The 25,449-nt window shown below is 29.8% G+C and carries 34 protein-coding genes and 1 pseudogene; 30 read left to right on the top strand and 5 right to left on the bottom strand.

Going from position 1 to position 25,449, the window contains the following annotated elements; all coding sequences use genetic code 11:
- Nucleotides 1–3 precede the first annotated feature (3 nt).
- The 6 genes from KEC48_RS07080 (at nucleotide 4) to KEC48_RS07055 (ending at nucleotide 5,513) form a co-directional block, all read left to right on the top strand.
- Entirely contained in the window at nucleotides 4–582 is a 579-nt protein-coding gene (locus tag KEC48_RS07080; RefSeq protein ID WP_087358113.1) for an ECF-type riboflavin transporter substrate-binding protein, read from the top strand.
- The gene (locus KEC48_RS07075; RefSeq protein WP_211965094.1) at nucleotides 582–2,285 is read left to right on the top strand and encodes an ABC transporter ATP-binding protein; all 1,704 of its coding nucleotides are present in this window, start codon (nucleotides 582–584) and stop codon (nucleotides 2,283–2,285) included. The genes KEC48_RS07080 and KEC48_RS07075 overlap by 1 nt, the downstream gene beginning before the upstream one ends.
- Nucleotides 2,278–3,120 carry an energy-coupling factor transporter transmembrane component T gene (locus KEC48_RS07070; RefSeq protein WP_087358115.1) on the top strand — a complete coding sequence of 281 codons (843 nt, stop codon included), beginning with the start codon at nucleotides 2,278–2,280 and terminating at the stop codon, nucleotides 3,118–3,120. Before KEC48_RS07075 ends, KEC48_RS07070 begins: the two co-directional genes overlap by 8 nt.
- Nucleotides 3,121–3,134: 14 nt before the next feature.
- Entirely contained in the window at nucleotides 3,135–3,983 is an 849-nt protein-coding gene (locus KEC48_RS07065; RefSeq protein ID WP_211965093.1) for an SAM-dependent chlorinase/fluorinase, read from the top strand.
- A 219-nt stretch (nucleotides 3,984–4,202) separates the two neighbouring features.
- Nucleotides 4,203–4,781 (top strand): helix-turn-helix domain-containing protein, encoded by a 579-nt coding sequence (locus tag KEC48_RS07060; protein WP_211965092.1) that lies wholly within the window; start codon nucleotides 4,203–4,205, stop codon nucleotides 4,779–4,781.
- A gap of 171 nt (nucleotides 4,782–4,952) precedes the next feature.
- Nucleotides 4,953–5,513, top strand: coding sequence for a prolyl-tRNA synthetase associated domain-containing protein (locus KEC48_RS07055; RefSeq protein WP_349291048.1), 561 nt, complete (start codon nucleotides 4,953–4,955; stop codon nucleotides 5,511–5,513).
- 135 nt (nucleotides 5,514–5,648) lie between these two features.
- Here the strand turns inward: KEC48_RS07055 and KEC48_RS07050 are convergent, their stop codons facing one another.
- Complete coding sequence (locus KEC48_RS07050; protein ID WP_211965091.1) at nucleotides 5,649–6,197, bottom strand: biotin transporter BioY; 549 nt, start codon at nucleotides 6,195–6,197, stop codon at nucleotides 5,649–5,651.
- 318 nt (nucleotides 6,198–6,515) lie between these two features.
- On the opposite strand from KEC48_RS07050, the gene KEC48_RS07045 reads away from it, so the two are divergent.
- The 4 genes from KEC48_RS07045 (at nucleotide 6,516) to KEC48_RS07030 (ending at nucleotide 9,157) form a co-directional block, all read left to right on the top strand.
- Complete coding sequence (locus tag KEC48_RS07045; RefSeq protein WP_211965090.1) at nucleotides 6,516–7,832, top strand: AAA family ATPase; 1,317 nt, start codon at nucleotides 6,516–6,518, stop codon at nucleotides 7,830–7,832.
- Between the two features lie 115 nt (nucleotides 7,833–7,947).
- The gene (locus KEC48_RS07040; RefSeq protein ID WP_211965088.1) at nucleotides 7,948–8,490 is read left to right on the top strand and encodes a hypothetical protein; all 543 of its coding nucleotides are present in this window, start codon (nucleotides 7,948–7,950) and stop codon (nucleotides 8,488–8,490) included.
- Between the two features lie 123 nt (nucleotides 8,491–8,613).
- Complete coding sequence (locus KEC48_RS07035; protein ID WP_211965086.1) at nucleotides 8,614–8,742, top strand: helix-turn-helix transcriptional regulator; 129 nt, start codon at nucleotides 8,614–8,616, stop codon at nucleotides 8,740–8,742.
- A gap of 34 nt (nucleotides 8,743–8,776) precedes the next feature.
- A complete protein-coding gene (locus tag KEC48_RS07030; RefSeq protein ID WP_211965084.1) occupies nucleotides 8,777–9,157 on the top strand; it encodes a hypothetical protein in 381 nt (126 codons plus the stop codon).
- A gap of 205 nt (nucleotides 9,158–9,362) precedes the next feature.
- Here KEC48_RS07030 and KEC48_RS07025 read toward each other — a convergent pair whose 3' ends face one another.
- Complete coding sequence (locus KEC48_RS07025) at nucleotides 9,363–9,959, bottom strand: TetR/AcrR family transcriptional regulator C-terminal domain-containing protein (RefSeq protein WP_087246110.1); 597 nt, start codon at nucleotides 9,957–9,959, stop codon at nucleotides 9,363–9,365.
- 135 nt (nucleotides 9,960–10,094) lie between these two features.
- Between KEC48_RS07025 and KEC48_RS07020 the strand changes: the two genes are divergently transcribed.
- From KEC48_RS07020 to KEC48_RS07010, 3 genes and pseudogenes are all read left to right on the top strand, one after another.
- The gene (locus KEC48_RS07020) at nucleotides 10,095–12,023 is read left to right on the top strand and encodes an FAD-dependent oxidoreductase (protein WP_087246112.1); all 1,929 of its coding nucleotides are present in this window, start codon (nucleotides 10,095–10,097) and stop codon (nucleotides 12,021–12,023) included.
- Nucleotides 12,024–12,606: 583 nt separating this feature from the next.
- A complete protein-coding gene (locus KEC48_RS07015) occupies nucleotides 12,607–12,759 on the top strand; it encodes a hypothetical protein (protein ID WP_211965081.1) in 153 nt (50 codons plus the stop codon).
- Between the two features lie 87 nt (nucleotides 12,760–12,846).
- Nucleotides 12,847–12,999, top strand: a pseudogene (locus KEC48_RS07010) (IS200/IS605 family transposase); the annotation flags it as partial.
- A gap of 127 nt (nucleotides 13,000–13,126) precedes the next feature.
- Here the strand turns inward: KEC48_RS07010 and KEC48_RS07005 are convergent.
- Both KEC48_RS07005 and KEC48_RS07000 read right to left on the bottom strand, forming a co-directional pair.
- Nucleotides 13,127–13,864, bottom strand: coding sequence for a hypothetical protein (locus KEC48_RS07005; RefSeq protein ID WP_087298222.1), 738 nt, complete (start codon nucleotides 13,862–13,864; stop codon nucleotides 13,127–13,129).
- Complete coding sequence (locus tag KEC48_RS07000; protein ID WP_087245939.1) at nucleotides 13,858–14,040, bottom strand: hypothetical protein; 183 nt, start codon at nucleotides 14,038–14,040, stop codon at nucleotides 13,858–13,860. The genes KEC48_RS07005 and KEC48_RS07000 overlap by 7 nt, the downstream gene beginning before the upstream one ends.
- A 153-nt stretch (nucleotides 14,041–14,193) precedes the next feature.
- Here KEC48_RS07000 and KEC48_RS06995 point away from each other — a divergent pair, with 153 nt between their 5' ends.
- Nucleotides 14,194–14,940 (top strand): nuclease-related domain-containing protein, encoded by a 747-nt coding sequence (locus tag KEC48_RS06995; RefSeq protein WP_129739333.1) that lies wholly within the window; start codon nucleotides 14,194–14,196, stop codon nucleotides 14,938–14,940.
- Between the two features lie 202 nt (nucleotides 14,941–15,142).
- Here KEC48_RS06995 and KEC48_RS06990 read toward each other — a convergent pair whose 3' ends face one another.
- On the bottom strand, nucleotides 15,143–15,547 hold the full coding sequence (locus tag KEC48_RS06990; protein WP_087245943.1) for a hypothetical protein: 405 nt from the start codon (nucleotides 15,545–15,547) through the stop codon (nucleotides 15,143–15,145).
- A 536-nt stretch (nucleotides 15,548–16,083) separates the two neighbouring features.
- Here KEC48_RS06990 and KEC48_RS06985 point away from each other — a divergent pair.
- The 16 genes from KEC48_RS06985 (at nucleotide 16,084) to KEC48_RS06910 (ending at nucleotide 25,443) form a co-directional block, all read left to right on the top strand.
- The gene (locus tag KEC48_RS06985; RefSeq protein ID WP_087245945.1) at nucleotides 16,084–16,914 is read left to right on the top strand and encodes a hypothetical protein; all 831 of its coding nucleotides are present in this window, start codon (nucleotides 16,084–16,086) and stop codon (nucleotides 16,912–16,914) included.
- A 10-nt stretch (nucleotides 16,915–16,924) separates the two neighbouring features.
- Nucleotides 16,925–17,467, top strand: coding sequence for a hypothetical protein (locus KEC48_RS06980; RefSeq protein WP_087298220.1), 543 nt, complete (start codon nucleotides 16,925–16,927; stop codon nucleotides 17,465–17,467).
- A 218-nt stretch (nucleotides 17,468–17,685) separates the two neighbouring features.
- Nucleotides 17,686–18,369 carry a flavodoxin gene (locus KEC48_RS06975; RefSeq protein WP_087298219.1) on the top strand — a complete coding sequence of 228 codons (684 nt, stop codon included), beginning with the start codon at nucleotides 17,686–17,688 and terminating at the stop codon, nucleotides 18,367–18,369.
- Complete coding sequence (locus tag KEC48_RS06970) at nucleotides 18,370–19,014, top strand: DUF4405 domain-containing protein (RefSeq protein ID WP_087298218.1); 645 nt, start codon at nucleotides 18,370–18,372, stop codon at nucleotides 19,012–19,014.
- Between the two features lie 37 nt (nucleotides 19,015–19,051).
- Nucleotides 19,052–19,399: a MerR family transcriptional regulator gene (locus KEC48_RS06965; RefSeq protein ID WP_211965079.1), complete on the top strand. Its 348-nt coding sequence runs from the start codon at nucleotides 19,052–19,054 to the stop codon at nucleotides 19,397–19,399.
- A gap of 109 nt (nucleotides 19,400–19,508) precedes the next feature.
- Nucleotides 19,509–20,006 carry a cyclophilin-like fold protein gene (locus KEC48_RS06960; RefSeq protein WP_249191417.1) on the top strand — a complete coding sequence of 166 codons (498 nt, stop codon included), beginning with the start codon at nucleotides 19,509–19,511 and terminating at the stop codon, nucleotides 20,004–20,006.
- A gap of 46 nt (nucleotides 20,007–20,052) precedes the next feature.
- Nucleotides 20,053–20,436: a cyclophilin-like fold protein gene (locus KEC48_RS06955; RefSeq protein ID WP_211965077.1), complete on the top strand. Its 384-nt coding sequence runs from the start codon at nucleotides 20,053–20,055 to the stop codon at nucleotides 20,434–20,436.
- A gap of 356 nt (nucleotides 20,437–20,792) precedes the next feature.
- Nucleotides 20,793–21,776 (top strand): aldo/keto reductase, encoded by a 984-nt coding sequence (locus tag KEC48_RS06950; RefSeq protein WP_087245963.1) that lies wholly within the window; start codon nucleotides 20,793–20,795, stop codon nucleotides 21,774–21,776.
- 73 nt (nucleotides 21,777–21,849) lie between these two features.
- Complete coding sequence (locus KEC48_RS06945; RefSeq protein WP_211965075.1) at nucleotides 21,850–22,719, top strand: LysR family transcriptional regulator; 870 nt, start codon at nucleotides 21,850–21,852, stop codon at nucleotides 22,717–22,719.
- Nucleotides 22,720–22,799: 80 nt separating this feature from the next.
- A complete protein-coding gene (locus KEC48_RS06940) occupies nucleotides 22,800–23,249 on the top strand; it encodes a GNAT family N-acetyltransferase (protein WP_211965073.1) in 450 nt (149 codons plus the stop codon).
- 18 nt (nucleotides 23,250–23,267) lie between these two features.
- On the top strand, nucleotides 23,268–23,438 hold the full coding sequence (locus KEC48_RS06935) for a hypothetical protein (RefSeq protein ID WP_211965071.1): 171 nt from the start codon (nucleotides 23,268–23,270) through the stop codon (nucleotides 23,436–23,438).
- A complete protein-coding gene (locus KEC48_RS06930) occupies nucleotides 23,438–23,710 on the top strand; it encodes a hypothetical protein (RefSeq protein ID WP_211965069.1) in 273 nt (90 codons plus the stop codon). The genes KEC48_RS06935 and KEC48_RS06930 overlap by 1 nt, the downstream gene beginning before the upstream one ends.
- A gap of 13 nt (nucleotides 23,711–23,723) precedes the next feature.
- On the top strand, nucleotides 23,724–23,873 hold the full coding sequence (locus KEC48_RS06925) for a hypothetical protein (RefSeq protein ID WP_211965067.1): 150 nt from the start codon (nucleotides 23,724–23,726) through the stop codon (nucleotides 23,871–23,873).
- A gap of 83 nt (nucleotides 23,874–23,956) precedes the next feature.
- Nucleotides 23,957–24,244, top strand: a complete 288-nt coding sequence (locus KEC48_RS06920; RefSeq protein WP_211965065.1) for a hypothetical protein — start codon at nucleotides 23,957–23,959, stop codon at nucleotides 24,242–24,244.
- A gap of 219 nt (nucleotides 24,245–24,463) precedes the next feature.
- The gene (locus KEC48_RS06915) at nucleotides 24,464–25,045 is read left to right on the top strand and encodes a hypothetical protein (protein ID WP_211965063.1); all 582 of its coding nucleotides are present in this window, start codon (nucleotides 24,464–24,466) and stop codon (nucleotides 25,043–25,045) included.
- 20 nt (nucleotides 25,046–25,065) lie between these two features.
- Nucleotides 25,066–25,443: an SdpI family protein gene (locus KEC48_RS06910; RefSeq protein WP_211965061.1), complete on the top strand. Its 378-nt coding sequence runs from the start codon at nucleotides 25,066–25,068 to the stop codon at nucleotides 25,441–25,443.
- Nucleotides 25,444–25,449: the final 6 nt, after the last annotated feature.

Below are 25,449 nucleotides of genomic sequence, written 5' to 3'. Positions count from 1 at the left end.
CTTATGAGTAAGAAGACAACTTTAGAAAAATTTATAGGTGTTTGGAATACAAAAACAATTGTAGGGGTTGCCATTGGGGCAGCATTATTTGGTGTATTGATGAATTTTGGTTCAATTAGAATCTTTACAAATACCAGTTTAACAACAGCTATGGTTGTTCCTGTTATTGTTGGGGGATTATTTGGACCACTTCCAGCTGCAGTTGCTGCGGGAGTAGGAAATGTAATTGCTGATTTAATCAGTGGTTCAGGTTTCTGGTTTGACTGGTCTATTGGAAATGCATTTTTAGGATTGTTTATTGGAGCACTTCCATTATATGGGGCATATATTGAAGATGGTATTTTTGAAGTCAAACATATGATTATTTATGCTATTCTTTGTGTGATTGGATGTGGTATTAGTTTTGGATTGGTGACACCATTCTTTACATATTTATGGTATGGTGGAGAATTAACAATTACTTTATATCAATCTGTTGTTGGGTCTATTTCTAATATTATTGTTTTATTGGTTATTGGTATTCCAGTTTTAAAAGTTTTAGCTAGTAGAAATTCTCGTGGTCGAAACTTAAAAGCTGAATAATGAAAAAACCTGTCATTGAATTTAAAGACTTTAGTTTTCGATATAAATCTCAAACTGAAGATACTTTAAAGCATATTAATCTAACGATTTATGAAGGAGAAAAAGTGTTGTTACTTGGACCAAGTGGTTGTGGGAAATCAACACTTGCTCATTGTATCAATGGATTAATTCCGTTTTCATATGATGGGGAATGTCAGGGATCTTGTAAAATTGCTAGTTTGGAAGTTGTTCAATCTAGCATTTTTCAGTTAAGTAGTCAAGTTGGAACAGTTTTACAGGATTCTGATGCTCAGTTCGTTGGATTGTCTGTTGGTGAAGATATTGCATATGCACTGGAAAATGAGAATATGCCACGAGAAGAAATGATTCCACGTGTATATCAATCAGCCAAAATGGTAGACATGCATGAATTCTTAAATCATGTTCCTTATGATTTAAGTGGTGGACAAAAACAGCGTGTTGCTTTAGCTGGTATCATGCATGATGATGTGAAAATATTACTGTTCGATGAACCTTTGGCGGCTTTAGACCCTATGATGGGAAATGATGCTATTGATTTGATTGACCGTATTTATAGAGAACAAAAGAAAACAGTTGTGATTATTGAGCATCGTTTAGAAGATGTTTTATATCGTCATGTTGATCGTGTCATTTTAATGCAGGAAGGAAAAATTATTGCTGATATGACACCTGATGAACTTTTATTAAGTCCATTGTTAAAAGAAAATGGTATTAGAGAACCTTTATATATTACAGCATTAAAAAATGCTGGATGTCAATTACAGCCTGGTCATATTAGTCATATCCAAGATATTGATCTTGAACCTTATCGCCAACAGCTTATTGATGACTTTCAACAATCCATACCATCAAAGCCTCAAGAGCCACAAGATGTGATTATTGAGGTAAAAGATTTATCTTTTGCATATCAGTCTGATCATCAGATTCTTGACAATGTTTCTTTTGAGATAAGAAAAGGTGAAAAAATCGCCATTGTTGGAAAAAATGGTGCTGGTAAAAGTACAATCGCTAAATTATTATGTGGTATTTTAAGACCAACAAAGGGACAGATTTTGCTGAAAGGTCAAGATTATATGCAATATTCCATTAAAGAAATAGGTGGAATGATTGGATATGTAATGCAAAATCCTAATCAGATGATTGTCAAAGATATGATTAAAGATGAAGTGGCTTTAGGTTTGACATTGCATGATTACTCAAAAGAAGATATTGAAAAAAATGTTGAAGAAGCGTTGAAAATGTGTAATCTCTATGCGATGAGAAATTGGCCTGTTTCTGCTTTGAGTTATGGACAGAAAAAGCGTGTCACAATTGCTTCTATTCTGGCTATGAAACCTGGTGTTATGATTTTAGATGAACCAACAGCGGGACAGGATTATCGTGTTTATACGGAAATTATGACGTTTTTGGACCATTTAAATAAAGAATATGGAATCACAATATTATTCATTACGCATGATATGCATTTAGCAATTGAATATACAGACAGAGCGATTGTCTTTAGTGAAGGAACTTGCATTGGTGATGATAGTGTCTTTAAAATATTAAGTGATGAGGATATTATTCAAAGAGCTCATTTGAAACAGACATCTTTATTTACTCTAGCAAAACGCATAGGTCTTCCTTGTGATGCATTTACACAACATTTTATTGAACATGAAAGGATGAACCGTCATGAATAATTTTATCATTAATCTGATTCCCGGTAAAACTTTTTTACATCAGTTGTCCGGAACAACAAAAGTTCGTTTATTCTTTGTTCTCATTGTATATTTAATTATGTCATTTGATTTAAGATTAATTCTACCGGTTTTTATTTTAGGTATTATTGGATTGATTTCATTAAGACCTAAGTTAAAATCAGTACGATATATTATTATCTTTGTTGTTGTGATGAATTTGGTGAATATTCTTTTATATTATTTAGCGAATCCTCATTTAGGTATGCTTTATTTTGGTCATGAAACTATCTGGTTTCAATTTAATGATTATTATATTGTGACTTATGAAGAAGTCTGGTTTTTATTATCACGCTTTTTAAAAATGATTGCGTCTTTCTTGATTTCTTTAGATTTTATTTTAGCGATTACACCAAGTGAATTTGCAGCTGGCCTTTACTCATGCAAAGTTCCATATAAAATTTGTACAATTGTAGAAATGGCTTTTCGTTATATTCCTGATATTGCCAGAGATTATCAGAATATTAAAGTTTCTATGCAGGCAAGAGGAGTCGAATTGGATCCAAAGAAAACAGGACTACTGAAACGTATTAAACAAAATATTTTGATTTTAATCCCTTTAGTCATCACTTCTTTTGATCGTATTGGTAATATTTCTAATGCAATGGATCTAAGAGGGTTCGGTAAAGGAAAGAAACGTAGTTATTATGCAGAACATGAAGAAACACCAAATGATAAAAAAGTTAAAATTGTTTATATTTTATTAGGATTATTTGTTGTAGGATATATTATTGGGAGAATATTTTTTAATGTATCTGAAGTCTGGTATCCATTTTAACAAGGAGGAAGAAAATGAAACCATGTATTGTATGGCAAACTGATTTTAGTTTGGATTGGCCTTTTGTTGCGACAATGAAAGGTGTCTGTAAACAAGTAGATGCTTCTTTAGAATGTGTTGATAGCACACATACAATTGAAAAATTTAATGTTTTAGAAGCAAGTCAACAATTAAACTATGTAGAGCCATTTTGGCCAAAAGGAACAGTTTTTGTATCTGTTGTTGATCCAGGTGTAGGAACACCTAGAAAAGCCAGTGTCGCTTTATTAAAGGATGGCAATTATGTCATTACACCAGATAATGGGACTTTAACACATGTTTATTATAATGTTGGAATTGAAGCTATCAGGGAAATTGATGAAACAAAGAACCGTTATCAGGGAACAGAGAATGTATCTGTTTTTCATGGAAGAGATTTATTTGCCTACACAGCCGCAAAACTTGCCAGTGGACAAATCACATTTGAAGAAGTGGGGGAAAGTTATTCTCTTGATGATATTGTTTTATTGGATTATGAATATTTAAAAGCTGATGTGAAAAATGAAGATATTCAAGGTATTGTTTCTAATGTTTCTGATCCATTTGGAAGTATTGTTTTTAATGTTTTGACTGAAGATTTTAATCGTGTTGGTTATCATGAAGGAGATTATATTCATGTTGTTTTAGAAAATGAACAAGGTATTTATTTTGATGAAACGGTTCCTTATGCGAAATCCTTTGGATTTGTTGATATAGGAAAACCAGTGATTTTCAATTCTTCATCAAATTATATCTCTTTGGGATTAAATCAAGGAAGTTTTAAAGATGCTTATCATGTCAAAGCTGGTCTTCAATGGAAAGTTCAATTTCATAAAGTTGATTAATAAAAATAAATTTTAAAGCTGCATTCTGAGATTTGTTGATAAAGGAATGCAGTTTTCTTATGTCTATGATTATTTGAATTTGTTGTTTCATCATAAGCTATTATGTATAATATGGTCTTGTCAAAATGTTTTGACAAGGTCAAAAACAGGATGTCAAAGAAATTAGATAGAATGAAAAGTCTCAATGGATTATTATGAAGTTGTCAAGGAGGGAATTGAATGCAAGTTGGAAATCAAATTAAAAAATATCGTGATCAATTACATTTATCACAGGAACAGTTAGCTGAGAAAATTTATGTAACGCGACAGACAATATCAAATTGGGAAACAAATAAAAGTTATCCAGATATTCATAGTTTGGTTTTATTAAGTCAGATTTTCAATGTCTCTATTGATCAATTAGTGAAAGGAGATTTAGAAATGATGAAATATCAAATTGAAAAAGAAGAAGTGAATAAGTTCAATAAAAATGCTGTTATTTATGGAGCTTTATTACTTATCGCTGTTTTATCACTTGTCCCATTATGGACTTATTTACAAGCTGCAGGTATCTTTATTTGGATACTGATTTATGGAGTTGCTATTTATTATGCATTTCAATTAGAAAAGCAAAAGAAGAAATATGATATTCATACCTATAAAGAAATCCTGGCATTTACGGAAGGAAAAACATTAGATGAAATTCAAAAAAATCAGGAAATAGGGAAAAGACATTATCAAACATTTCTGATTGTTATTGGAGTTGCAGTGGCATCATTCTTCATCACTTATATGATTGCATATCTTTTGCAAATTTAAAAAGACCAAAAGGTCTTTTTTGTTATAGGCTTTAATTTTCATGAATATAAATTTGACTAACAACACTATTAACTCTTTATTTTACTTTTCATTTCTTATAGATAATTATCATATCTATAAGAAATGAAAAATAGATTTCAAAAATCAAGAATTGGAGTATAATGTTCTTATGTGAATGAAAAAGGATGTGATAATCTTATGGTATTAATGAAAGGAAGACCGATAGATATAGAGAATAGATTAAAAAAAGAAATCAGGGTTTATGACTTATTAGATTCTCTTTCTATAGAATATATGCGTATTGATCATGAGAGTGCTATGACCATGGAAGACTGTGTGAAAATTGAAGAGGAATTAGATGCAGCAATATGCAAAAATTTATTTTTAGTCAATTCTAACAAGAGTCAATATTATTTGTTGATGTTATTAGGACATAAAAAGTTTAAAACAAAAGATATATCAAAACAGATTCATAGTTCAAGGTTAAGCTTTGCGAGTGATGATAAAATGCTTGAATATCTTGATATAACGCCTGGCTCAGTGAGTGTCATAGGATTAATCAATGATACGGATTGTCATGTACAGCTCATTGTAGATGAGGATATTCTCAAAGAGGAATATATTGGTTTCCATCCTTGTATCAATACAACAAGTATGAAAATAAAGACAAAAGATTTATTTGAGAAAGTCTTGCCTTCTATTAAGCATGATTATTATATCATTCAATGTTAAAAGATGTTGTGAAAAAATGAGGAAGATAGAGTTTTTATTTATCTTTCTCATTTTTTATTGATATAATATTACCTATGAATATGTGCTATATTTTAACAACAAATATGATATTCTTTTTATTTATTTCCTTGATTTTTATTGGCATATTTTCTTGAGTCTTTTTGTTAAAAAAAGGGCCACTGCCATTTTTATAAAATCGGGTATAATAAATGGGATGACACACCACTCTAGAACTGTAGAAATCTCAACAAGTCCAGATTGTTGAGTATAGATCATCATAAACCATGCTGTTCCAAATGCATAACATACAAAAAGACCAGCAATCATAGAAAGAATGAAAACGATTTGATTTCTTCCAAATATTGCTTCTATTCTCCACATAAGTATTGCTGAAAATAAAAAGCCTATAATATAACCATCCGTTGTGCCAAAAATAATACCAATACCACCGGAAAATCCTGAAAATACAGGAATACCAACTGCTCCTAAAAGAATATAAGTCAATACAGCTAAAGTTCCTTTTTGACCACCTAAAATACCAATCGCAGTAAAGATGCCCATCGTTTGTAAGGTAAATGGAACAGTTGCAGGAATAGTTATCCATGAACAAATTGATATCATCGCAGCGAATATACCTATATAGACAATATCACTTGTTTTGTTTTTTGAGATTACTTTTGTCATAATATATACCACCTGTTCTTAATGTTATAGCTATCATAACAGATGTTAATATAATTGTAAACTGTAATTTATATTTTGATTTACAATTATATGCTATATGATATGTTATATACCATTCATCAATGATAAAAATCATGTCTTATTGACAAATAATATGAGAAAATATTGAAAAATTATCATTTTATATAATAAAAAATATTGAAAAGTCATTGCTTTATAGATATAAAAATATTGAAAAGTCATAAAATAAGCTATATAATTTTATTGAAAAGTTTATTATCATGAAATTTATTTCTATTTAAAATATGGAGGAGAGATATGTTATATAGGAAAATAAGTCAAGTTATTGAAGAACATTTATTATCAGAGAATTCAAAGATATTACTCGTAGATGGAGCACGTCAAGTCGGGAAAACATATATTATTCGTTATGTAGGGAAAAAATTATTTAAAAATTTTATTGAAATTAATATGATTGAAGACTCAATAAGTAATAGATTATATGAAAATGTAAAATCTGTAGAAGATTTCTATTTACAAGTAAGTATGACAGATGGAAACAAAATGAGTCAAAAAGAAGAGACTCTTATATTTATTGACGAAATTCAAGCATATCCACATTTTTTAACATTATTAAAATTTCTGGCACAAGATAATAGATTTACATATATAGCCAGCGGATCATTACTTGGAGTTACTTTATCTCAAACAACTTCTATTCCTATGGGAAGTATTAAAAGAATTCATATGTATCCTTTAGATTTTGAGGAATTCTTATATGCCAATGGGATGAATCAATTTGTTATTGAATCAATGCAAAATAAATTTAAAAATTTAGAATCATTAGATGAATCAGTGCATCAAAAAATAATGGATTTATTTAAAAAATATTTGTTAGTTGGTGGCTTGCCAGATGCTGTAAATTCATATATAGAAAACAAAAATATTCAGGAGGTACGTCAAATACAAAATGAAATTCATGAATATTATGCAGCAGATGCTTCTAAATATGGCCAAGAAAACAAATTGAAAATACGACGTATATATGACATGATTCCATCAAATATGGAGAATAAAAAGAAACGTATGATTATAAAGAATATAGAGAATAAAAAAGGAAAAACATTTAATGACTATGTTGATGAATTTGAATATTTAATAAGTTCTGGTATTGCTTTAGCTGTACAGGCAATATCTAATCCATCTTTTCCGTTAATAGAATCGATGGGAAAGAATCTGCTCAAGCTTTATTTTAATGATGTTGGTATATTTACAAGTATTCTTTATGGACCTAATATAAGAGCAGTATTAGATAATGAAAAAAGTATAAACTTAGGATCAGTTTATGAAAATGTTGTTGCCAGTGAGCTTATTGCTCATGGTTCGAGATTATATTATTATGATAATCGTTCAAAAGGGGAAGTAGATTTCTTGTATGATGATTATGATAGCTTATCTGCTGTTCCTATTGAAGTGAAATCTGGAAAAGATTATACAGTTCATAGTGCTCTTAATAATTTATTGAAAAATGAAAGTTATCATATTCAAAAGGTATATGTTTTATCTAACGAAAGACAAATAAAGGTTAAAGGTAAAATTATTTATCTACCAATATATTTTATAATGTTCTTTTAGAATAAAATAGGGTCATTAGATTATTTATGATTTATTTAACAGATTTGATTCTGAATTATTGTTGAATATCAATTATTTATAAGGTTTTAAAAATTAAATTTAGGAGATGAATTAAATGAAGAAAAGTATGAAAATATTTGCAACAAAAGAAGATTTACAAAACATATTTTTAACTTTTCAACAAAATTTTACAGTATATTATGTTCCTACTTATTCTCAACAGAAAAATATTCGAATCAATAACATATTAAATATTTCTAGCTTTGGAATCAATACAACTGGAAGGAAAATAGGAAATAATCAGTTTTTGATATTCTATCAAGGATGTGTCTGTCACTGGAAAAAAATAAAAGTTAGCCATACAAATACAGAAAGATATTCTACATTAACTGAAGAAAATCTAGAAAATACTTTTATTGATTTGGGTGGACTATACAAGGATTCTATACTCTTTCCAACTGAAATTTCAACTATACATTATGAAAATGAATTATCTAATCAACTTTTTAATGACCTTAAAAAGATAGTTCGTAAAAACACCACAATAACAAAAAATGGTTATAGTATTTGCCATCATGCATATCAACAAAGAGAACAATATCGTTTTTGTACCATAAATGTTAAGTCTCCAAGAGAATATGATTTGATTATTGAATAATATGTATTTATTTTTTAGATGATGTCAAAGAATTTTTACATAAATTTTTCTTTTTGTAAAAGATGTTTGATAGAAAGATTTATATTATTTTGATAAACTCGTAAGTGAAGGAGGGTGGGGATAATGAGAATAGCCGATCAAATAAAAAGTGCTCGCATACAAAAAGAATATACACAAGAGCAATCAGCAGAAAATCTTATGGTTTCCAGACAGACTATTTCTAATTGGGAAACTGATATCCCGACTTTCTAAAGATTCCGATATCGGAATTCAAAGAGGCACAAATATGCCGGACATAAGTATTTTGATTAATTTGGCTGAGTTCTATAATGTGAGTATCCCTGAAATTATTGATGGAGGAAGGAAGAGCGAGAAAATGAATGAAGAAGTCAAAGAAACAGTATTAAAGTTATCGGATTATGCGGAAACAATAAATCAAAAAATAAAGATAAAATTATTTTGGTTAACGATTGCTGCTTTGTTAGGAATGATAGCGTTTTTAGTAATTGAAACATTAGGTTTGAATACACCAGACAGTTTATACGAATATATAGCAAGTGCAGGGCTGGGTTTGGACTTTGGTATGTTAATTGTGATTACAATGTACTTGTCGGGTGTTCTTGGAAAGATAAAAGCAAGACGAATGAAGCTTAAGAATATTCACTAGATATAAAAGTTTGATAATTAAGATGCGGATTCATTTTTTTATCTTGAATATAAATGTTTATTTGTATATTTTTTAGCTCATTTATGATGAAATTATTGGTAATCATATGTTTATGATTAAAAAAAGAACAAGAAATGAATTGTCATAAAGCAATGATTTCGTGTTCTAGTATTGTTATGAGAAAATTATTTTATTTTCAAATTATTTATAAAAATTGGGAATGTAAACTTGCTAAAATACCTTCTGTGATAGTAATAGTGATGATTTGTAATATTTCTTCTTTTGATGTTTGTGGGCTTTCTAGATGCCACCATTTTATAGCAACTAAGATGTTTGAAGCAATAATTTTTGAAAAATAATTAGCAATTTTGATTTGAGAATCACTAATGTGATAATGATAAATAAGTTCGTTTAATAAATAATGACTATAGATTGTCAGCATTTCATCAAAAATATTTATGGGTAAATCATTATTGTATAACACTATAAAAATATCTTTATGTTTATTAAAATAATCTAATAATGAACTAAAATATGGTTTAAAATCATTCTCTTTTTTTAAATGAAGAGTAATAAATTGGCAATGAATATTTTTTTTAAATTGCTTGATGAGTTCTTCAACTATTTTATAAATTAAATCGTATTTGTCTTCATAATTTCTATAAAAAGTAGAACGATTGATTTGACATTCATTAATTAATAGTTTAATGGTAATGTCTTGGAATTTATAGCGTTCTAATAAATTGATAAAATGTGATTCAATATTTTCTTTTGTTTTGATGTTTCTTAAATCTTTACTCATTTTTTCCTCTCTAATGCAACATTCATTATGAAAAAGTTGCATATGCAACTTTTTTAAGTGATTTATCGCTTGTTAATTATTTATCATAATTATATCATTATTTATAGAAATAATAAAGATATAAGGAGATAAAGTATGAAAAACAAATATTACCCTCATCTATTTGAAAAAGGAAAAATTGGAAACGTTGTTATCAAAAATAGAATTGTACGTAATTCTATGGGAACGTACTTAGGTAATCCAGATGGTACAGTCACTGATAGACAAATTAAAGCTTATGCACAAGCTGCTGATGGTGGTGCTGGACTTATTTTTATGGATAATGCTGTACCTGTTCCTATGACATCTTGTGGTTTAAGAGCGGACAAAGATGAATTTATTGCTGGATTAACTTTGTTGGCAGAAACAGTCAAAGAACATGGAGCAACTCCTGGTCTACAATTGGCACATCCTGGTAGAGATGCAGCATTTGTAGGAAGTGCTGATGTTATTGGAGCATCACCAATTACTTTTGAACCATGGTATGAAATGGGATTTAAAATGCCTAGAGCTTTAACTATTGAAGAAATTCATGATTTAGTAGAGAAATTTGGAGATGCTGCTTTAAGAGCAAAAAAAGCTGGGTTTGAAGTCCTTGAAATTCATGGGGCTGCTGGATGTATTCCTACAAATTTCTTATCACCTCATGATAACAAACGTACTGATATGTATGGTGGATCACTGCATAATCGTATGAGATTATTGATAGAGATTGTCAGAAATATGAAACAGAAATGTGGAGCTGATTTTCCTATTGGTGTTAAATTAAGTACTGAAGATTGGGAACCAGAAGGAATTCGTATAGAGGAAACAATTGAAGTTGCGAAAGCATTAGAAAAAGAAGGTGTATCTCATTTAAATATGATGGGTGGGACACATGCAACTGCATCTCGACAATTCTTATTGCCAAATGCTTTTAATGCTGAACATACAAGAATGATTAAAGATGCTGTTCATATTCCTGTATTTATTGGACACAATATTTTCTCTCCTGAAGAGGCAGAAAAAATGCTGGCTGAAGGAAATGGTGATTTTGTGGCTTTAGGACGTTCTCAATTGGCTGACCCAGCATGGGCTAAAAAAGCGAAAGAGGGGAAAGCAAGAGATATTAAACCATGTATCAATTGTATGATCGGTTGTATTGATAAAGGAATGTTAGGTCATACACCAATCCATTGTACAGTGAATCCAACTTTATACAGATTTGAATGCAAACCTATTGTTGAAGCTGAAGTTAAGAAAAATGTAGCAATTGTAGGTGCTGGTCCAGCAGGATGTGAAGCAGCATTGACGGCATCTTTACGAGGACATAAAGTCACTATTTTTGAAAAGAGAAGTTTTGGTGGTGCTATGATAGAAGCAAGTAAACCAGACAATAAGGCAAATATCAAACGTTTGATTAATTATTATGAAGACCATATTACTCATGATCCTAATATTACTTTAGTTAAAAAAGAAGCAAATTATGATATGCTTGTTCAAGGTGGCTATGATGCTGTTATTATTGCCATAGGAGGTAAAACAAGAATTTTAGATGTTCCAGGTAGTGATAAGTCATCAGTTGTTTATGCAAATGACTATTTAAATGGTTCTCGAGTTGTTGATGGAAAAAATGTCGTTATTATTGGTGGAGGTATTACAGGAGCTGAAACAGCACTAGAATTAGATAATGATGGAAAAAATGTAACCATTGTAGAAATGGCAGATACTTTCTTAGCTAATTCTGGTTCATCTTGTCAAGCTTATAATATTGCCATTGCTCAATCAAATATAAAAATTATGACTGGTAAACGTTTGGTTGCTGTAGAAGATAATGGGGTAGTTTTAATTGACAGATGGGGTAACGAAAATACTGTTGATGCTGATAATGTTGTTATTGCAGCAGGATTTACTCCTCAGTATGATCTTGCAAATCAATTAGAAGAAAATACAGAAATGGAAGTTTATAATATAGGGGATAGCAAGAAAGTTCGTCAAATTTACGATGCTATTCATGAAGGATTTATAGCAGCCAGACAAATCTAATATTTGCTCTGTTATATTATCATATTTTGTTGAATCTATTCTTTTTATCCTTCCCAAAATGAATAGATGATAAAAATGAATGTCATAAAAATGATGTTCATTTTTTATATGTGTGCCGGGCAGGGCATGAATTCAGTTGGAGATAAACCAACCACGGGTATTTACCGCCAAGTGTAGTGAACCACAAGCCGTTGACAGTGATGTCATGGGTGAAGGAAGTGGTGTAGCGATTCTTTCGAGCGTACGAACAGAAACCTGATATAAGGCTAAATGGTGGATAAGGTTGCATAACAAATCGAAGTCCAAAAGGTAAACGTAAAACCAAGACAGTAAATCAGGACGTTGTGAAAGAAAGAGGGTTCATGAATTACCCCGGGAGGTCTTATGGACGAGGAAGTCTAGTAAACTTTAAAATCAGTGATAGTACCCTCGGTCGAAAAAGGTTTGCCATAAGAAGTCAGATGAAGTCATAGTAGGTAGAGATACTGAAGGACTGAAACGTTTATAGAGTGCAAATCACTATAAGCAATGTCTGGACAGTCCGAATATGAGGATAGCCTAGAACTATGGAGCGCAACCATAGATGGTAAAGGTAATTGGGATGGTTCCGGATAGATTTACAAATAGAGGAGGAGCAGCAAATGAAATTAATGGAAAAGATTTTAAGTCAGGAGAACTTGAAGATAGCTATCAAAAAGGTCAAGAAGAACAAAGTGTTGAATGCCAAATTAAATAAAAAGAAAAATAAAGAAAATAGTCAAAATAAAAGAAAAAGTCTTATCAAAGTGAATGAATAAGAAATAATCACTTTAAATGATAAGACTATTTTAGTATGATAATAGTTGGAAAGAATGAAAAAGTAATCAAGGAATATATTCAAAATCAATTGCAGGAAGATAAGCTATATGATCAAATGAGTATGAGAGAATTCATAGACCCGTTCACGGGTGAGCCAGTAAAAGGAGGCAAAAAATAAAAGCCCTTAAAGGGCTAGCCAGAAAAGGCGTTGCGGCTGTCAGGCTTCAGAGTGTGAAACACAGCGCAACAGAATGCCCTTCTAGGGCGCGTACATACCACGTCTTTTAGGCGTGGTTATGATACGTTTAGCTTTTTTTGAATAAATAAATTATAAGCAAAAGGATTGATAGAAAAAGTGTTATGGTAGATATTTCACAGTACAGTTTATATTGGTTTATTTTCTTTTGAATGTTTGTTTGGTATATCTTAAAATCATATTCAAATAGTTTTCTTCCCACTTGAATGTCATTTTTATTATAATTTTGTGGTTCATATAACCCTTTTTCCTCATAAATGTTTTCTTTTGTTAATGGGAAAATTAAAGTAGAGTAAATTGTAAATGTATAAGAAGTATTATTTTGGTTTTTATTTGATTCAATATAACTGGTAAAATTGTAATTTCTTTTTGCTATGTTTTTATCTAAAGCATTTTCAAAATCTTGTTGCAGTTTTTCAAATTCATCTTGATTTTCTTGGGAATATTTTCCGCTAATTGAAAATTGTGCATAAGTGTTTGCATCATGCAATGAATAATGTAATGCAGATGTTTTTAAATAAATCGTGTCTTCATAATAAATATGAGGATATTGAAATATATCACAATCACGAAATAAAATAAGCAAATCTTTTTCATTATTTTGACTTCTTTGAAACTTAGCTTCATCTAATCCCCTGGCATATCCTTTTATTTGAGTGGAATGAAAAAAAGAATCATCATCTTTATTCTCAACGTATAAATCTAATCTCCAAGAACAAAACCAAAGAAACAGGAGACTTAATATTGATGATAGACCTAATAGAGAAATGATGATTTTTTTTAACATAAATACTCCTTTAATAATCTATAAGATTTTTTGATGTATTTTAGTTGTTTTAATATAAAAAAGCATGATGAATTTTGATAGTATTTTCCCGTTTCATAACACATTAATTCTTCATTGAGCATTGCGTGATTAAATGACATATATCCATCTTTCCTTTCTAAATATATTGCTTTCAAATATATCACTCCAGCGGTATACCACTATTACTAGTATTTTATCATGTTTATACATTTAAGACAAAATTTAAGAATAATAATTAAACTAGATTCTGTATTTACTGAGCAAAAGTTTTTTTATATAATTATGATGTTGAAAAGAGAGGGATAGAAATGGATAACAAATCAAAAATTAAATATCTAAAATTTGGAGTGGTTATAGGCTATGTTTGTGTAACAATATTTGTTATATATTTTTTATATAGTTTTATTGCTGGACGTGTCACTGCTCCTTTAGGCAGCAATGAGTGGTATGTTCAATTTGAAAAATCAAGCCAATTAAAGTCAAATCTTCCTATTGCTTTTATATTCATGGTTATTGGTTCAGCTTTAATATATTTTTGTCAAAGACCATATCAAAGATTAAAAAGTGGTATTCAAGGAGAGGCAAGAACACAGAATGTATTAGAAAACCTACCTTCAAACTATACTATTCTATCTAATATTCCTATTGAATATGAAGGTCAGAGAAGTGAGATAGACAATCTTATTTTAAGCAACAAAGGGATTGTTATTGTTGAAACGAAGAATTATAAAGGCAATATTCAAGGTAATGAAGATGATAGGGAATGGAAAATCACTAAAACATCAGGAAAAGGAAATCATTATCAAGATTCTATAAAAAACCCTATCAAACAGGTAAAAAGACAAACATATATACTGTCACAGATTTTAAAACAAAATCAGATTCATTGTTGGATTGATGGATATGTATTCATACATCAAGCAACATGTTTTGTAAATTCTGATGTTGTTTTTACTCATTCTGGTAATTTGATTCAGACAATTCTATCTTCAGGAAAAGAAAATACTTTAAGTGAAGAGGATATGGAAAGAATTAAGAAAGTATTAGGCCAATAAAAAATACCAACCGAAGAAGGGTTGGTGTTTTAATTATAATATTATAATATGAATCCAAAAAAATCTGTAAATGAAGTAAATATTTTAAAAATTTCTCGTTTTCCATACTATTCAATCAGAAGTTTTATTAAAAGTTCGATTTGTCTCATTTTTTAGGGATTTTTTTATGACGGTGAAAGTTATAACAATAACAACTATTTCATTATTTCTTTTCCCAAATCATAGTTTCTTTATCTTCTGATTCAAAACCACAAGTTTCCCAGAATTCATATGCATCTTTGTCTGAAGGATTTAAGTTAATTGAATTAAAATATTTGTTAATCAAATTGATTCCGTTTTGCTGAATATCTGAGATGATGGATTGTCCAATTCTTTGTCTTTGCTTAGACTTAACAACTTCAAATTCATAAATTGTAAGTGATTCTCCTTCTAATGCTAAAGAAATGAAAGCTATTGGAATATTGGGTTCAGATTCCCTATAATAATAAAGTGTATACGTATCGATTCCATACAAACATCCATATGGAAATTGACTAATCTCGCCACGTTTTTTATATTCTTTTAGAAGTTTATCGTCACATTGTTTATATTTGATATCCGTCTTCATACTTACTCCTCCTCTTTGTTATATAAATACAGTATTTTGAGATGGCTCCCATAGGTTATTTGGGTTATTATTCCCGAATAGGTAAAGCCTTTATATTGTTTTCTGATTTTATTATTACTATCATTCTTGAACATTGTCAACAATCTATCCCAATATCCTATACCAGCTATTATAGTAAAAATAAGAAAAAACAAACATCATCAATCTATGTCGAAATATCCAAAACAAATTTATGCATTTCACAAATTTTGCATTGAGAAAAGTTTGCGTTTATGGTATAATACATGTGTAATAAAAAATTATACATATCATATGAAATAGTCTTTTTTTACACTGCTATATGATTATTCTCATGTAAAAACACCGGAAGTCGAAGACATCTGCACCACCTCAATTGCATAAAGTGCAGTTAATTGCAAATAATCATTATAAGTAGTTAAAGAATATAATATCGATTTTGTATGATAAAAGTGTAGAAAACATAATACTGAAATAAAATGATATAGATATAAAATATATATTTGGGGTAAGGATATGTGAAAAGAGAAGATATCAGCAATCTTCATGGTAAGGAATATGATAAAGCTGTAAAAAGATTAAAAAGAAAGACGACTGTTAAGAAGATATTATCTGATATTGTAGGAGTTGTCTTATTTTTTGGAATTATTTTTGGTGGATATAAATTATGGTCTGATTATAAATCAGGAAATGCTTATAATGATGATTCATACAAAATAGAAACAAAAAGAGATAGTAGTTATAATGGTATATATAGTTTAACAAAACTAGATGAAAATGGTAATAACACTTGGGATGGACTTATGCTTTATGTTGAAAACGATAAAGTTGTAAGTTGTGCTAATTATGACTTTTATACTTTTGATGATTTAAGTGAAATGAACGGTGGAAAGAAAGTTGATGAGTCATATTTTGAAATGGGCGATCAAGATATATCTGAATTTGGTGATAAAGTTAATTCGATTAAAATTCCTAAATCTAAAAATTTTAGTTACATAAAGAATGGTTTTTCAGTATCTGGTGGAATTACTTATTTGGGTAATGGCGGAATTCCTGTTGTAAAAGGAGCTTTTCTATGTACAGATAAAATCGATTTTGATAAAGTTACAGATACAAGTACAGATTACGATTATATGAAATCATGTGATATTGTTTCTGGATATGATGAAGATAGTCAGGAAGTATGGTTAAGCAAATTATTGTCTAATGAGAAATCAATTTATCATGATGGTTATAAGTTAATTCATTATAGCGGATATGATGATTTAAATAAGAATTGTAAATTAGACAACGGAAGTTGTATTGAAGGATTAAATAAAGATTTAGGTACTAATTTATCTGAGTGGTAGGAGGTATAGAATGAAAAAAATATTTTATATAGTAGGATTAATAATGTGCATTGCTTTAGTAGGTTGTTCTAATAATTCGTCAGAAAATATAGATAATGAAACACAAAATAATACTGAAAGTGTAACATATGTTATGACAGAAGAGTCTGAAGATATTGATAGTGAAACAAATGAGTGGTTTGATATAACAAATAAATATCAATTAAGTATTATTTTTATTAATGATAGTGTACATGAAGTACAGATGAAATCAGAATATGATTATTCTAAAGCCTCAACGACTTATGTAAATGAATTGTATGAGGATAATAAAGCTACACTAGTAGATGAATATAATAAAAATTCAGGAGTTGAAATGAGTATTTCTAAAAATGATAAAAATATTATATTAGAATCAGCATACGAATTACAAGAAATTGATAATGCTACAATAAAAGATTATATTCATATTAATTGTGGATTAGACCCAGAAAAATATAATGATGACGGAACATATCCATTAAGCGATTTAGAAAAAGCTTTAGAGGAAAAAGGGTTTACTAAAGAATCTTAATACTTTGCAATAAAAGCCTAGATGAGAGTTGATAATTTTCAACTCTTTTTATTTTTGGAATTTTTTGTAATGAGTAAAATATCTTTATTTGAGGTATGGATACGATTAGAGAGTCTACACTTACAAATGCTTTATAAGCATGGCTCAATATGATTGATAAGTATTAGACATATGGTTGTTTGTTAGATAAGATGTAGTTAGAAAGGAAGTGGAAGGATATGAAAAAAATTAAATGCCTTTTATTCGTATTTTGTGTATGTCTATTAAGTGCATGTCAAAGCAATGACAATGTATCAAAGGTTAATGAACAACAGAGTGTTTCTGTACCTAACGAAACGATAAGTTCAGATGGAAAAATATTGATTGCTTATTTTACATGGGCAGATAATACACATGTGGATGATCCATCAAGTGTAGATGTTGATGCTTCGACATCAGCCAGTGTTTTAGCACCAGGTAATACAGAAAAAGTCGCACATTTTATTCAGGAGCAAGTAGGTGGAGATATGTTTTCTATTATTGTAGATGAACCTTATTCCAGTGACTATGATGAATGTTTAGATCGTGCTTCAGACGAACCTGCACAACAGGCAAGACCTATAATTGTAGATACAGTAGAAAATATGGATGAATATGATGTTATATTTTTAGGTTATCCGAATTGGTGGTCTTCATGTCCAATGGCCATTTTCTCATTTATCGAAAGTTATGATTTATCCAACAAAACAATAATTCCATTTTGTGCACATGGGACAGGTGGACTGGGAAGAAGTATTGAAGACTTACAGGATGCTTTACCTCATAGTACACTGCTAGATGCATTTGGTGTTTATCGCCCTGATACAGATAGCTGTCAAGATGATGTCAATCAATGGTTATCAGATATAGGAATGGTTGATTAGATGAAAAAGAATAAAATCATTTTAGATATCATCATGACAATATTATTGATTGTTGTGATGGGGTATCATCTATGGTCAAATTTTGTACATGAATGGCTTGGAGTCATCTTATGTCTGTTATTTATATGGCATCATATTTGGAATAGAAAATGGTATACAACATTGTTTAAAGGAAGATATACACCAGTAAGAATCTTTCAAACCATCATCAATACATGTTTATTCATTGCTATGATATGTACAGCTGTAAGTGGCTTTATGATTTCAAGAGATGTCCTAAGCTTTATAGATCTTGGAGGAACATCTTTAGGAAGAACAGTGCATCTGGTTTCTTCATCATGGCTATATATTGTGATGTCTATTCATATTGGATTCCATTTCAATGCGATGATAGCAAAATTGAAAAGAAGTTCGTTATATATAAGACATCATCAAATATTCCATATAGTTATGATAGCCGTTCTCGTTTGTGGTTTGTTTGTCTTTTATCAAAGAAGAATGTGGCAAGATATGTTCTTTATGACTGAATTTAAGTTCTTTGATTTTTCAGAATTGAAACTTCGTTTTTACTTGGATTATTTATTGATTATGGTGACATTTTCATTGATAGGAAACCAATTATTAAAACGAATAGCAGTTAAGTAAAATATGTAGAAATACTTATTGATAAGGTGGTGAAACAATGAATATCAATGAAATCAGTTTAGCATATAATGTTCCTGTTGACTGTATTCAGGATTTTGAAAATCAAGGTTTTTTTGATGAAGTCAAGCAAATAAATGGAAAAAAGATATATGAAGAAAAAGACATACAAAAGCTTAGTTTTCTTATGACTTTAAAAAATGTAGGAATGAGTATACAGGATATGAAAAAGTATATTCAATATATAAGTGAAGGTGATAGCACACTATCACAAAGAATAGATATGCTGACAAGATATCGACAGTCTTTATTGGAAAAAGCGCATACTTGTTATAAATCTATTGATATATTGGATTATTTTATTTATCTAATGAAAACTAAGCAATAAATATATCATATTGAAATTTATGTTGGATTTAAAGTTCTTATTAACAAATGAATGATATCATTCTGTTTTTAATTAAGATGATTTAAAGTTGAAATAAGGGAGGGTTAGTATGAAAAATATTATCAAAATAATATTATCCTTAGTGATGTGTTTTTCTTTATTAGGTTGTCAAAATCAGACAGAACCAAATCGTACGAGTACGACACAAACTCAGGATCATCAGGAAACTGTTGAACAAGATGTGACATCAAAAGAGTCTAAAAAAATCAGTGTCACTTCGAATGGACAAATCACTATTTTTGAATTAAACGATAGCCAAGCAGCAAACTCATTATATGAACAATTACCCCTTACTATTGAAGTAGAAAATTATAGTGATAATGAAAAAATATTTTATCCACCTGTTGATTTAACAATGACAGATGCAGTGAGTGCTGATGCTGTGACAGGAACATTAGCCTATTATGAACCATGGACAAATGTAGTCATGTTTTATGAAGATTTTGGCAGTGCCAGTGGCCTTTATGAACTAGGACAAGCTATTTCAGGAAGTGAATATATTGAAGATATGTCAGGGACAATAGAAATTGAAGCATATCTTGAATAAATATATCATGAAATGATTTTGGATGAAAATAATAGAATGATATGGAATGAAAAGTAAAAAGGAGCTGATAATTATGATGATTCAGATTGGTGAAAAAATTTTAAAGGCATCATTGGTTGATAATTCTTCTACAAAAGCATTAAAAGAAAAGCTTCAAAATGGTCCCATCACAATTGAAATGGAAGATTATGCAAGTATGGAAAAAGTAGGTGATTTGGGATTCCATTTACCAACCAATGATCAAAGCATAACAACTGAAGCTTGTGATTTGATTTTGTATTTAGGACATATGTTTGTCATTTATTATCGACCTAATACATGGAATTTTACTCAATTGGGTCAAATACAGGGAATTTCTAAAAGTGAATTGATGGAAATTCTTGGTCGAGGAAATGTCACTGTGACATTATCACTTGATGAAGAGAATTGATAGAAAGGATTAAATGATTTTTTAATCCTTTTCGTCTATATTTATATTTCATGAAAGATGTCATAGATTGATAGTAAAGAATAGAATAACAGTGCAACAGGATTTTAGAAAGAATTTAAGTAGACATTTTATAAAAAATGTCAATATATAGACTTTATAAAATCTTTGTAAATTGTTTTTTTATGTAAGAAAGAATAATATAATAGATGTCGAGATAGCCATGATATATATGAATATATCTATTTAACAGTTGTCTTATATAAATGAAGAATGAAAAGATTTTGATGACTGTAATTATGAATGGATGACACTATACATGGAAAGATAAAAACATTGCTTTGAAGGAGGTCAAATATATGAAATATACAATGTTAGGAAATAGTGATTTAAAAGTATCAAAAGTATGTTTGGGATGTATGGGATTTGGTGATGCAACAAAGGGAATGCATTCTTGGACTTTGCCAGAAGATAAATCTAGAGAAATTATAAAGTATGCGCTAGATAATGGTATTAACTTTTTTGATACAGCGATGGCTTATCAGGGAGGAACAAGTGAAGAATTTTTAGGTAGAGCAATCAAAGATTTTGCAAGAAGAGAAGATGTTGTGATTGCGACTAAATTTTCAGCAAGAACACCTGAAGAAATTGCAAATGGTATTTCTGGAAAGCAACATGTCAGAAATTGTTTAGAAGCCAGTTTAAAACGTTTGAACATGGATTATGTTGATTTATATATTTGTCATTCTTGGGATGATCATACACCTATTGAAGATATATTAGAAGGATTACATGAATTGATTCAAGAAGGAAAAGTAAGATATATCGGTATTTCAAACTGTTTTGCTTATCAGCTTGCGAAAGCGAATGCTATTGCTCGTGCGAAAGGTTATGAAGAATTTATTTCCATTCAAGGACATTATAATTTGATCTTTAGAGAAGAAGAACGTGAAATGGCTAAACTTTGTAAAGAAGATAACATTGCTATGACACCATATAGTGCTTTGGCATCAGGAAGATTAGCTAAACATCCAGGAGAACAATCAAAAAGAATGCAGGAAGATAGCTATGCCAAAGGCAAATATGATGCTACAGAAAAACAAGATAGAATCATTATTGATAGAGTTATGGAATTAGCTGAAAAACATAATGTGTCAATGACTGAAATTTCATTATCATGGTTAATGTCAAAAGTGGCTTCACCTATTGTTGGCGCAACAAAACTTCATCATATTGATGGAGCTGTGAAAGCAACTGAATTAGAACTAACAGATGAAGAAAAAGCCTATTTGGAAGAACCATATCAACCTCATCGTTTAGTAGGAATGATGGCTCAAAAATAATAGATTTAAGGTGACTATAAACAAGAAGTATAAGCTTCTTGTTTATTGTTTTTATAGAAGGAGGGATATCAACATGGAACTAAGAGTATTAAAATATTTTTTAATGGTTTCCAGGGAAGAAAATATAACAAAGGCTGCAGAATTGCTTCATATTACACAGCCCACTTTATCAAGACAATTAATTCAATTAGAAGATGAATTAGGCGTTCAGTTATTTGAAAGAAAACAACATAGCATTGAACTCACAAGTGAAGGCATGCTTTTTAGACAAAGAGCACAAGAGATGATACAAATTGAAGAAAAAATAAAAGAAGATTTTAATCATGATGCCCATCATATCACAGGTTTAATAACGATTGGCTGTGGAGAAGCTTTAGGAGTGAAATATTTATCTCAAATAGTAAGTCGTTTTTCAAAAGATAATCCTTTGGTTAAATTTGAAATTATTACAGCTAATTCTGATACGATTAAAAATAATCTTGATAAAGGCATTGTGGATTTAGGTTTATTAGTAGAACCAGTAGATATAACGAAATATAATTTTAAAAAAATGGCACAAAAAGAACAATGGGGAATTTTAACAAAAAGTGATTCTCCCCTCGCAAAGAAATCATTGATTAAACCTCAAGATTTAATCAATGAAAGATTATTAATGTCTAATCGTACAATGGTTATCAATGAAATAGAAAATTGGTTTGGAAAGTATTATCAAAATCTAAATATTGCAGCATATTATAATTTGGGTTATAACTTGGTTCATTTTATTAAAAATGATTTAGGAATTGCTTTTTGTTTAGAGAGTATTGATGAAATGCGTGATTTAACGTTTGTTCCATTAGAACCAAAACTTGAAAGTCACTCAGTTATGGTCTGGAAAAAAGATTTCATTTTATCACCGGCAATGAAAAAATTTATTCAATATATCAATGATCATCACATATAAAAGGTTTCTCATGAAAATTGATAGAAGATTTGTTATAATGATGTATATTAGGAAAGTGGAAGTTGGGAGGGAAAAATCAATTGAAAATAGTTCGAGTTGAAGAGCGCAACTCTGTATTGATTCAAGAGCTAGTTGATGTATGGGAAAGTTCTGTTCAAGCAACGCATTTATTTTTATCACCTGATGAAATTCATCATATTAAGCAGTATGTTCCACAAGCACTGACAGATGTTCCTATTTTGATGGTAGCAGAAAACAAAGAAGGCAAACCCATAGGTTTCATGGGTGTTGCTGATCAAACGCTTGAAATGTTATTTATTTCAAATGAATACAGAGGAAAAGGGTTAGGAAAACAATTCATACAATACGCTATTGAAAATTATGCAATTAACAAACTCACTGTCAATGAACAAAATCCGCTAGCGAAAGGATTTTATGAATATATGGGATTTGAAGTTTATAAACGAACAGCATTAGACGAACAGGGAAATCCATATCCCTTATTATATATGAAAAGAAGTCTTTTATGAGAATTGATGGAGGACATTATGAATAAGAAAGTCAAACAAGTGAATTATAAAGCTCTTTTGTTTGGAGCATTGATTGGTGGTATCCTTGGCTTGTATCTTTATAATATAAATTTGATATCATATATTTTTGTCTGTGAGAAATATATTCATAAAATTTGCATAAATGAGAGTTTGAAGGGAGTATCATGATGGGATTGTCTGAAAAAATAATGATAGGAACATTATTTCCTTTGTTGTTTTGTGGAATAGGTGATTTTCTTTTGAAAAAAAGCATCGTTTATTTTAAAACAAAAAAAGATAAGAAAAAGCGATGTTTATCATATACTTATGGAAAGATTGTCAGTATCAGTTCTATGAAAACAAATCATAGTAGAGCGTATTTCCCAACTTATGAGTATGTCGTTAATGATGAAATCATAAGAGTAGAAATGAATTGGGGGTACAACATATTGCCAGTATGAAAGAGGAGATCAAGTGAAGATTTGGTATGATTATCATGATCCCAAATATAGTTATATTGATGGTTATAAACAAGATAGCACTGCTGCTGTAGGTGGAATGGTTATGGGAAGTATGACTTTATTGAGTGGTTTACTCGTTTTATTCTTTGTATGGTTGGCTTAGATATAAGGCTAAAGACTTTTGACAGTCATTTTAGAGTGTGACAAAGGTCTTTGATTGATATATAGGATGACTTTAATTATGATGTGAATAGTATCTTGCTGTTAAGTGAAGTCTTTCAAATCTCACTTGATAAGTTCATCAAAGGAGATATAGAAAAATTGAGAAAAGACAGCTATAGAACTACAATATTGTTGTTAATTGTGATTGTTTTGATAATTCCTCTTGCAGTATTATTTCATTGGTATGGAATAGCAGTATCAGTATTCTTAGAGATTGTCACACTGTTTTATGCATTACGAGTAGCAAAATATGAACAGAAGTACAATATACAGACATTTAAAGAGATACTTGCTCTTTTAGAAAAAAATTAAATGAAATACATGATCAATAAATTCATATCCAACATGACACAAAGCGGTTAGTCTATTATGATTAACTGTTTTTTATTAAAAAAGAAGTTTCAATAAAAGGTATAGTAAAAGAAAGTCACATTATGAATTTGATTGAATGGCTGAATTGCGATTGTTATAATAAGAGTAGAGAAATGAAAATAAAATAAATGCTAAATCTATGTGAAGGAGGGGATATTTATGAAATTATTAGGCTTGTCGAGTGCATTTCATTTTAAAGCACAGCGTTTGGCTTTAAGATGGGCAAAAGAAAATTTACCAAAAGAAAAATATCAAGAAATTCATCGTTCATATCATACAATGAAAAAAAGAACAACCTTATTTATTCTTGTATGTTGCCTTCCAATCATAATGGGTTTTACATATTTGGCTATTGATGCACCTATTTCAAAAAGGGTAGAAGCCAAGAATACACCTCAAAATGCAACTGATTATGTCCTAACAAGAGTAGACTATGATGGAAACTTTTATTGGACTCAAGATTCTCAAAAATATGAACATCCCCTTGCAAATTATGGATTATCTCCTGATGAATATGAGTTTGGTGATGAATTGAAAGTGTATGTAGATAATGAGCAAAATGTTATACAAGTAACAAATGTTGAAGAAGGTTTGACTGTTAGAGAAATGGAAGTTCTGGTTGGTTTACTTGGGTCAATTTTGGTTCCTATTTTACTTCTTTTATGTGTTTATATGCCCATTGCATATCATACATTTGGAAAACCATGGAGAGAATTTTGCCGTGAATTTAATAGATTGTAATTGATGGAGGAAAATTTCTTATGGGATTTTGGATTTTTGTGTTGATAATGGTTTTACTTATTCCAAGTGTCATGATTGGTTTTGGAAGATATTTTATGAAAAAGGCACCAAATGAAATAAATGCCATGTTTGGATATCGTACATCTATGTCTATGAAAAATAAAGAAACATGGGACTTTGCTCATCAATATTGTGGTAAAATATGGTATATATGTGGATTAATTACATTACCAATCACTATTATACTTATGTTTTTGGTCATTGGAAAAAGCACAGATTATGTAGGAACTGTAGGAACTATTATAGTGTTTGTGCAACTTGTCCCTTTCATTGGTTGTATTTTTCCAACAGAATTGGCATTGAGAAAGAAGTTTGATAAAAATGGTAAAAGGCGATAAATGAGA

The sequence above is a fragment of the Clostridium sp. C1 genome, from assembly GCF_018223625.1.
In the GTDB taxonomy this organism is placed as follows: domain Bacteria; phylum Bacillota_I; class Bacilli_A; order Erysipelotrichales; family Coprobacillaceae; genus Allocoprobacillus.
The sequence above is the reverse complement of the archived record's forward strand: the minus strand, read 5'-3'. Positions and strand labels throughout refer to the sequence as shown.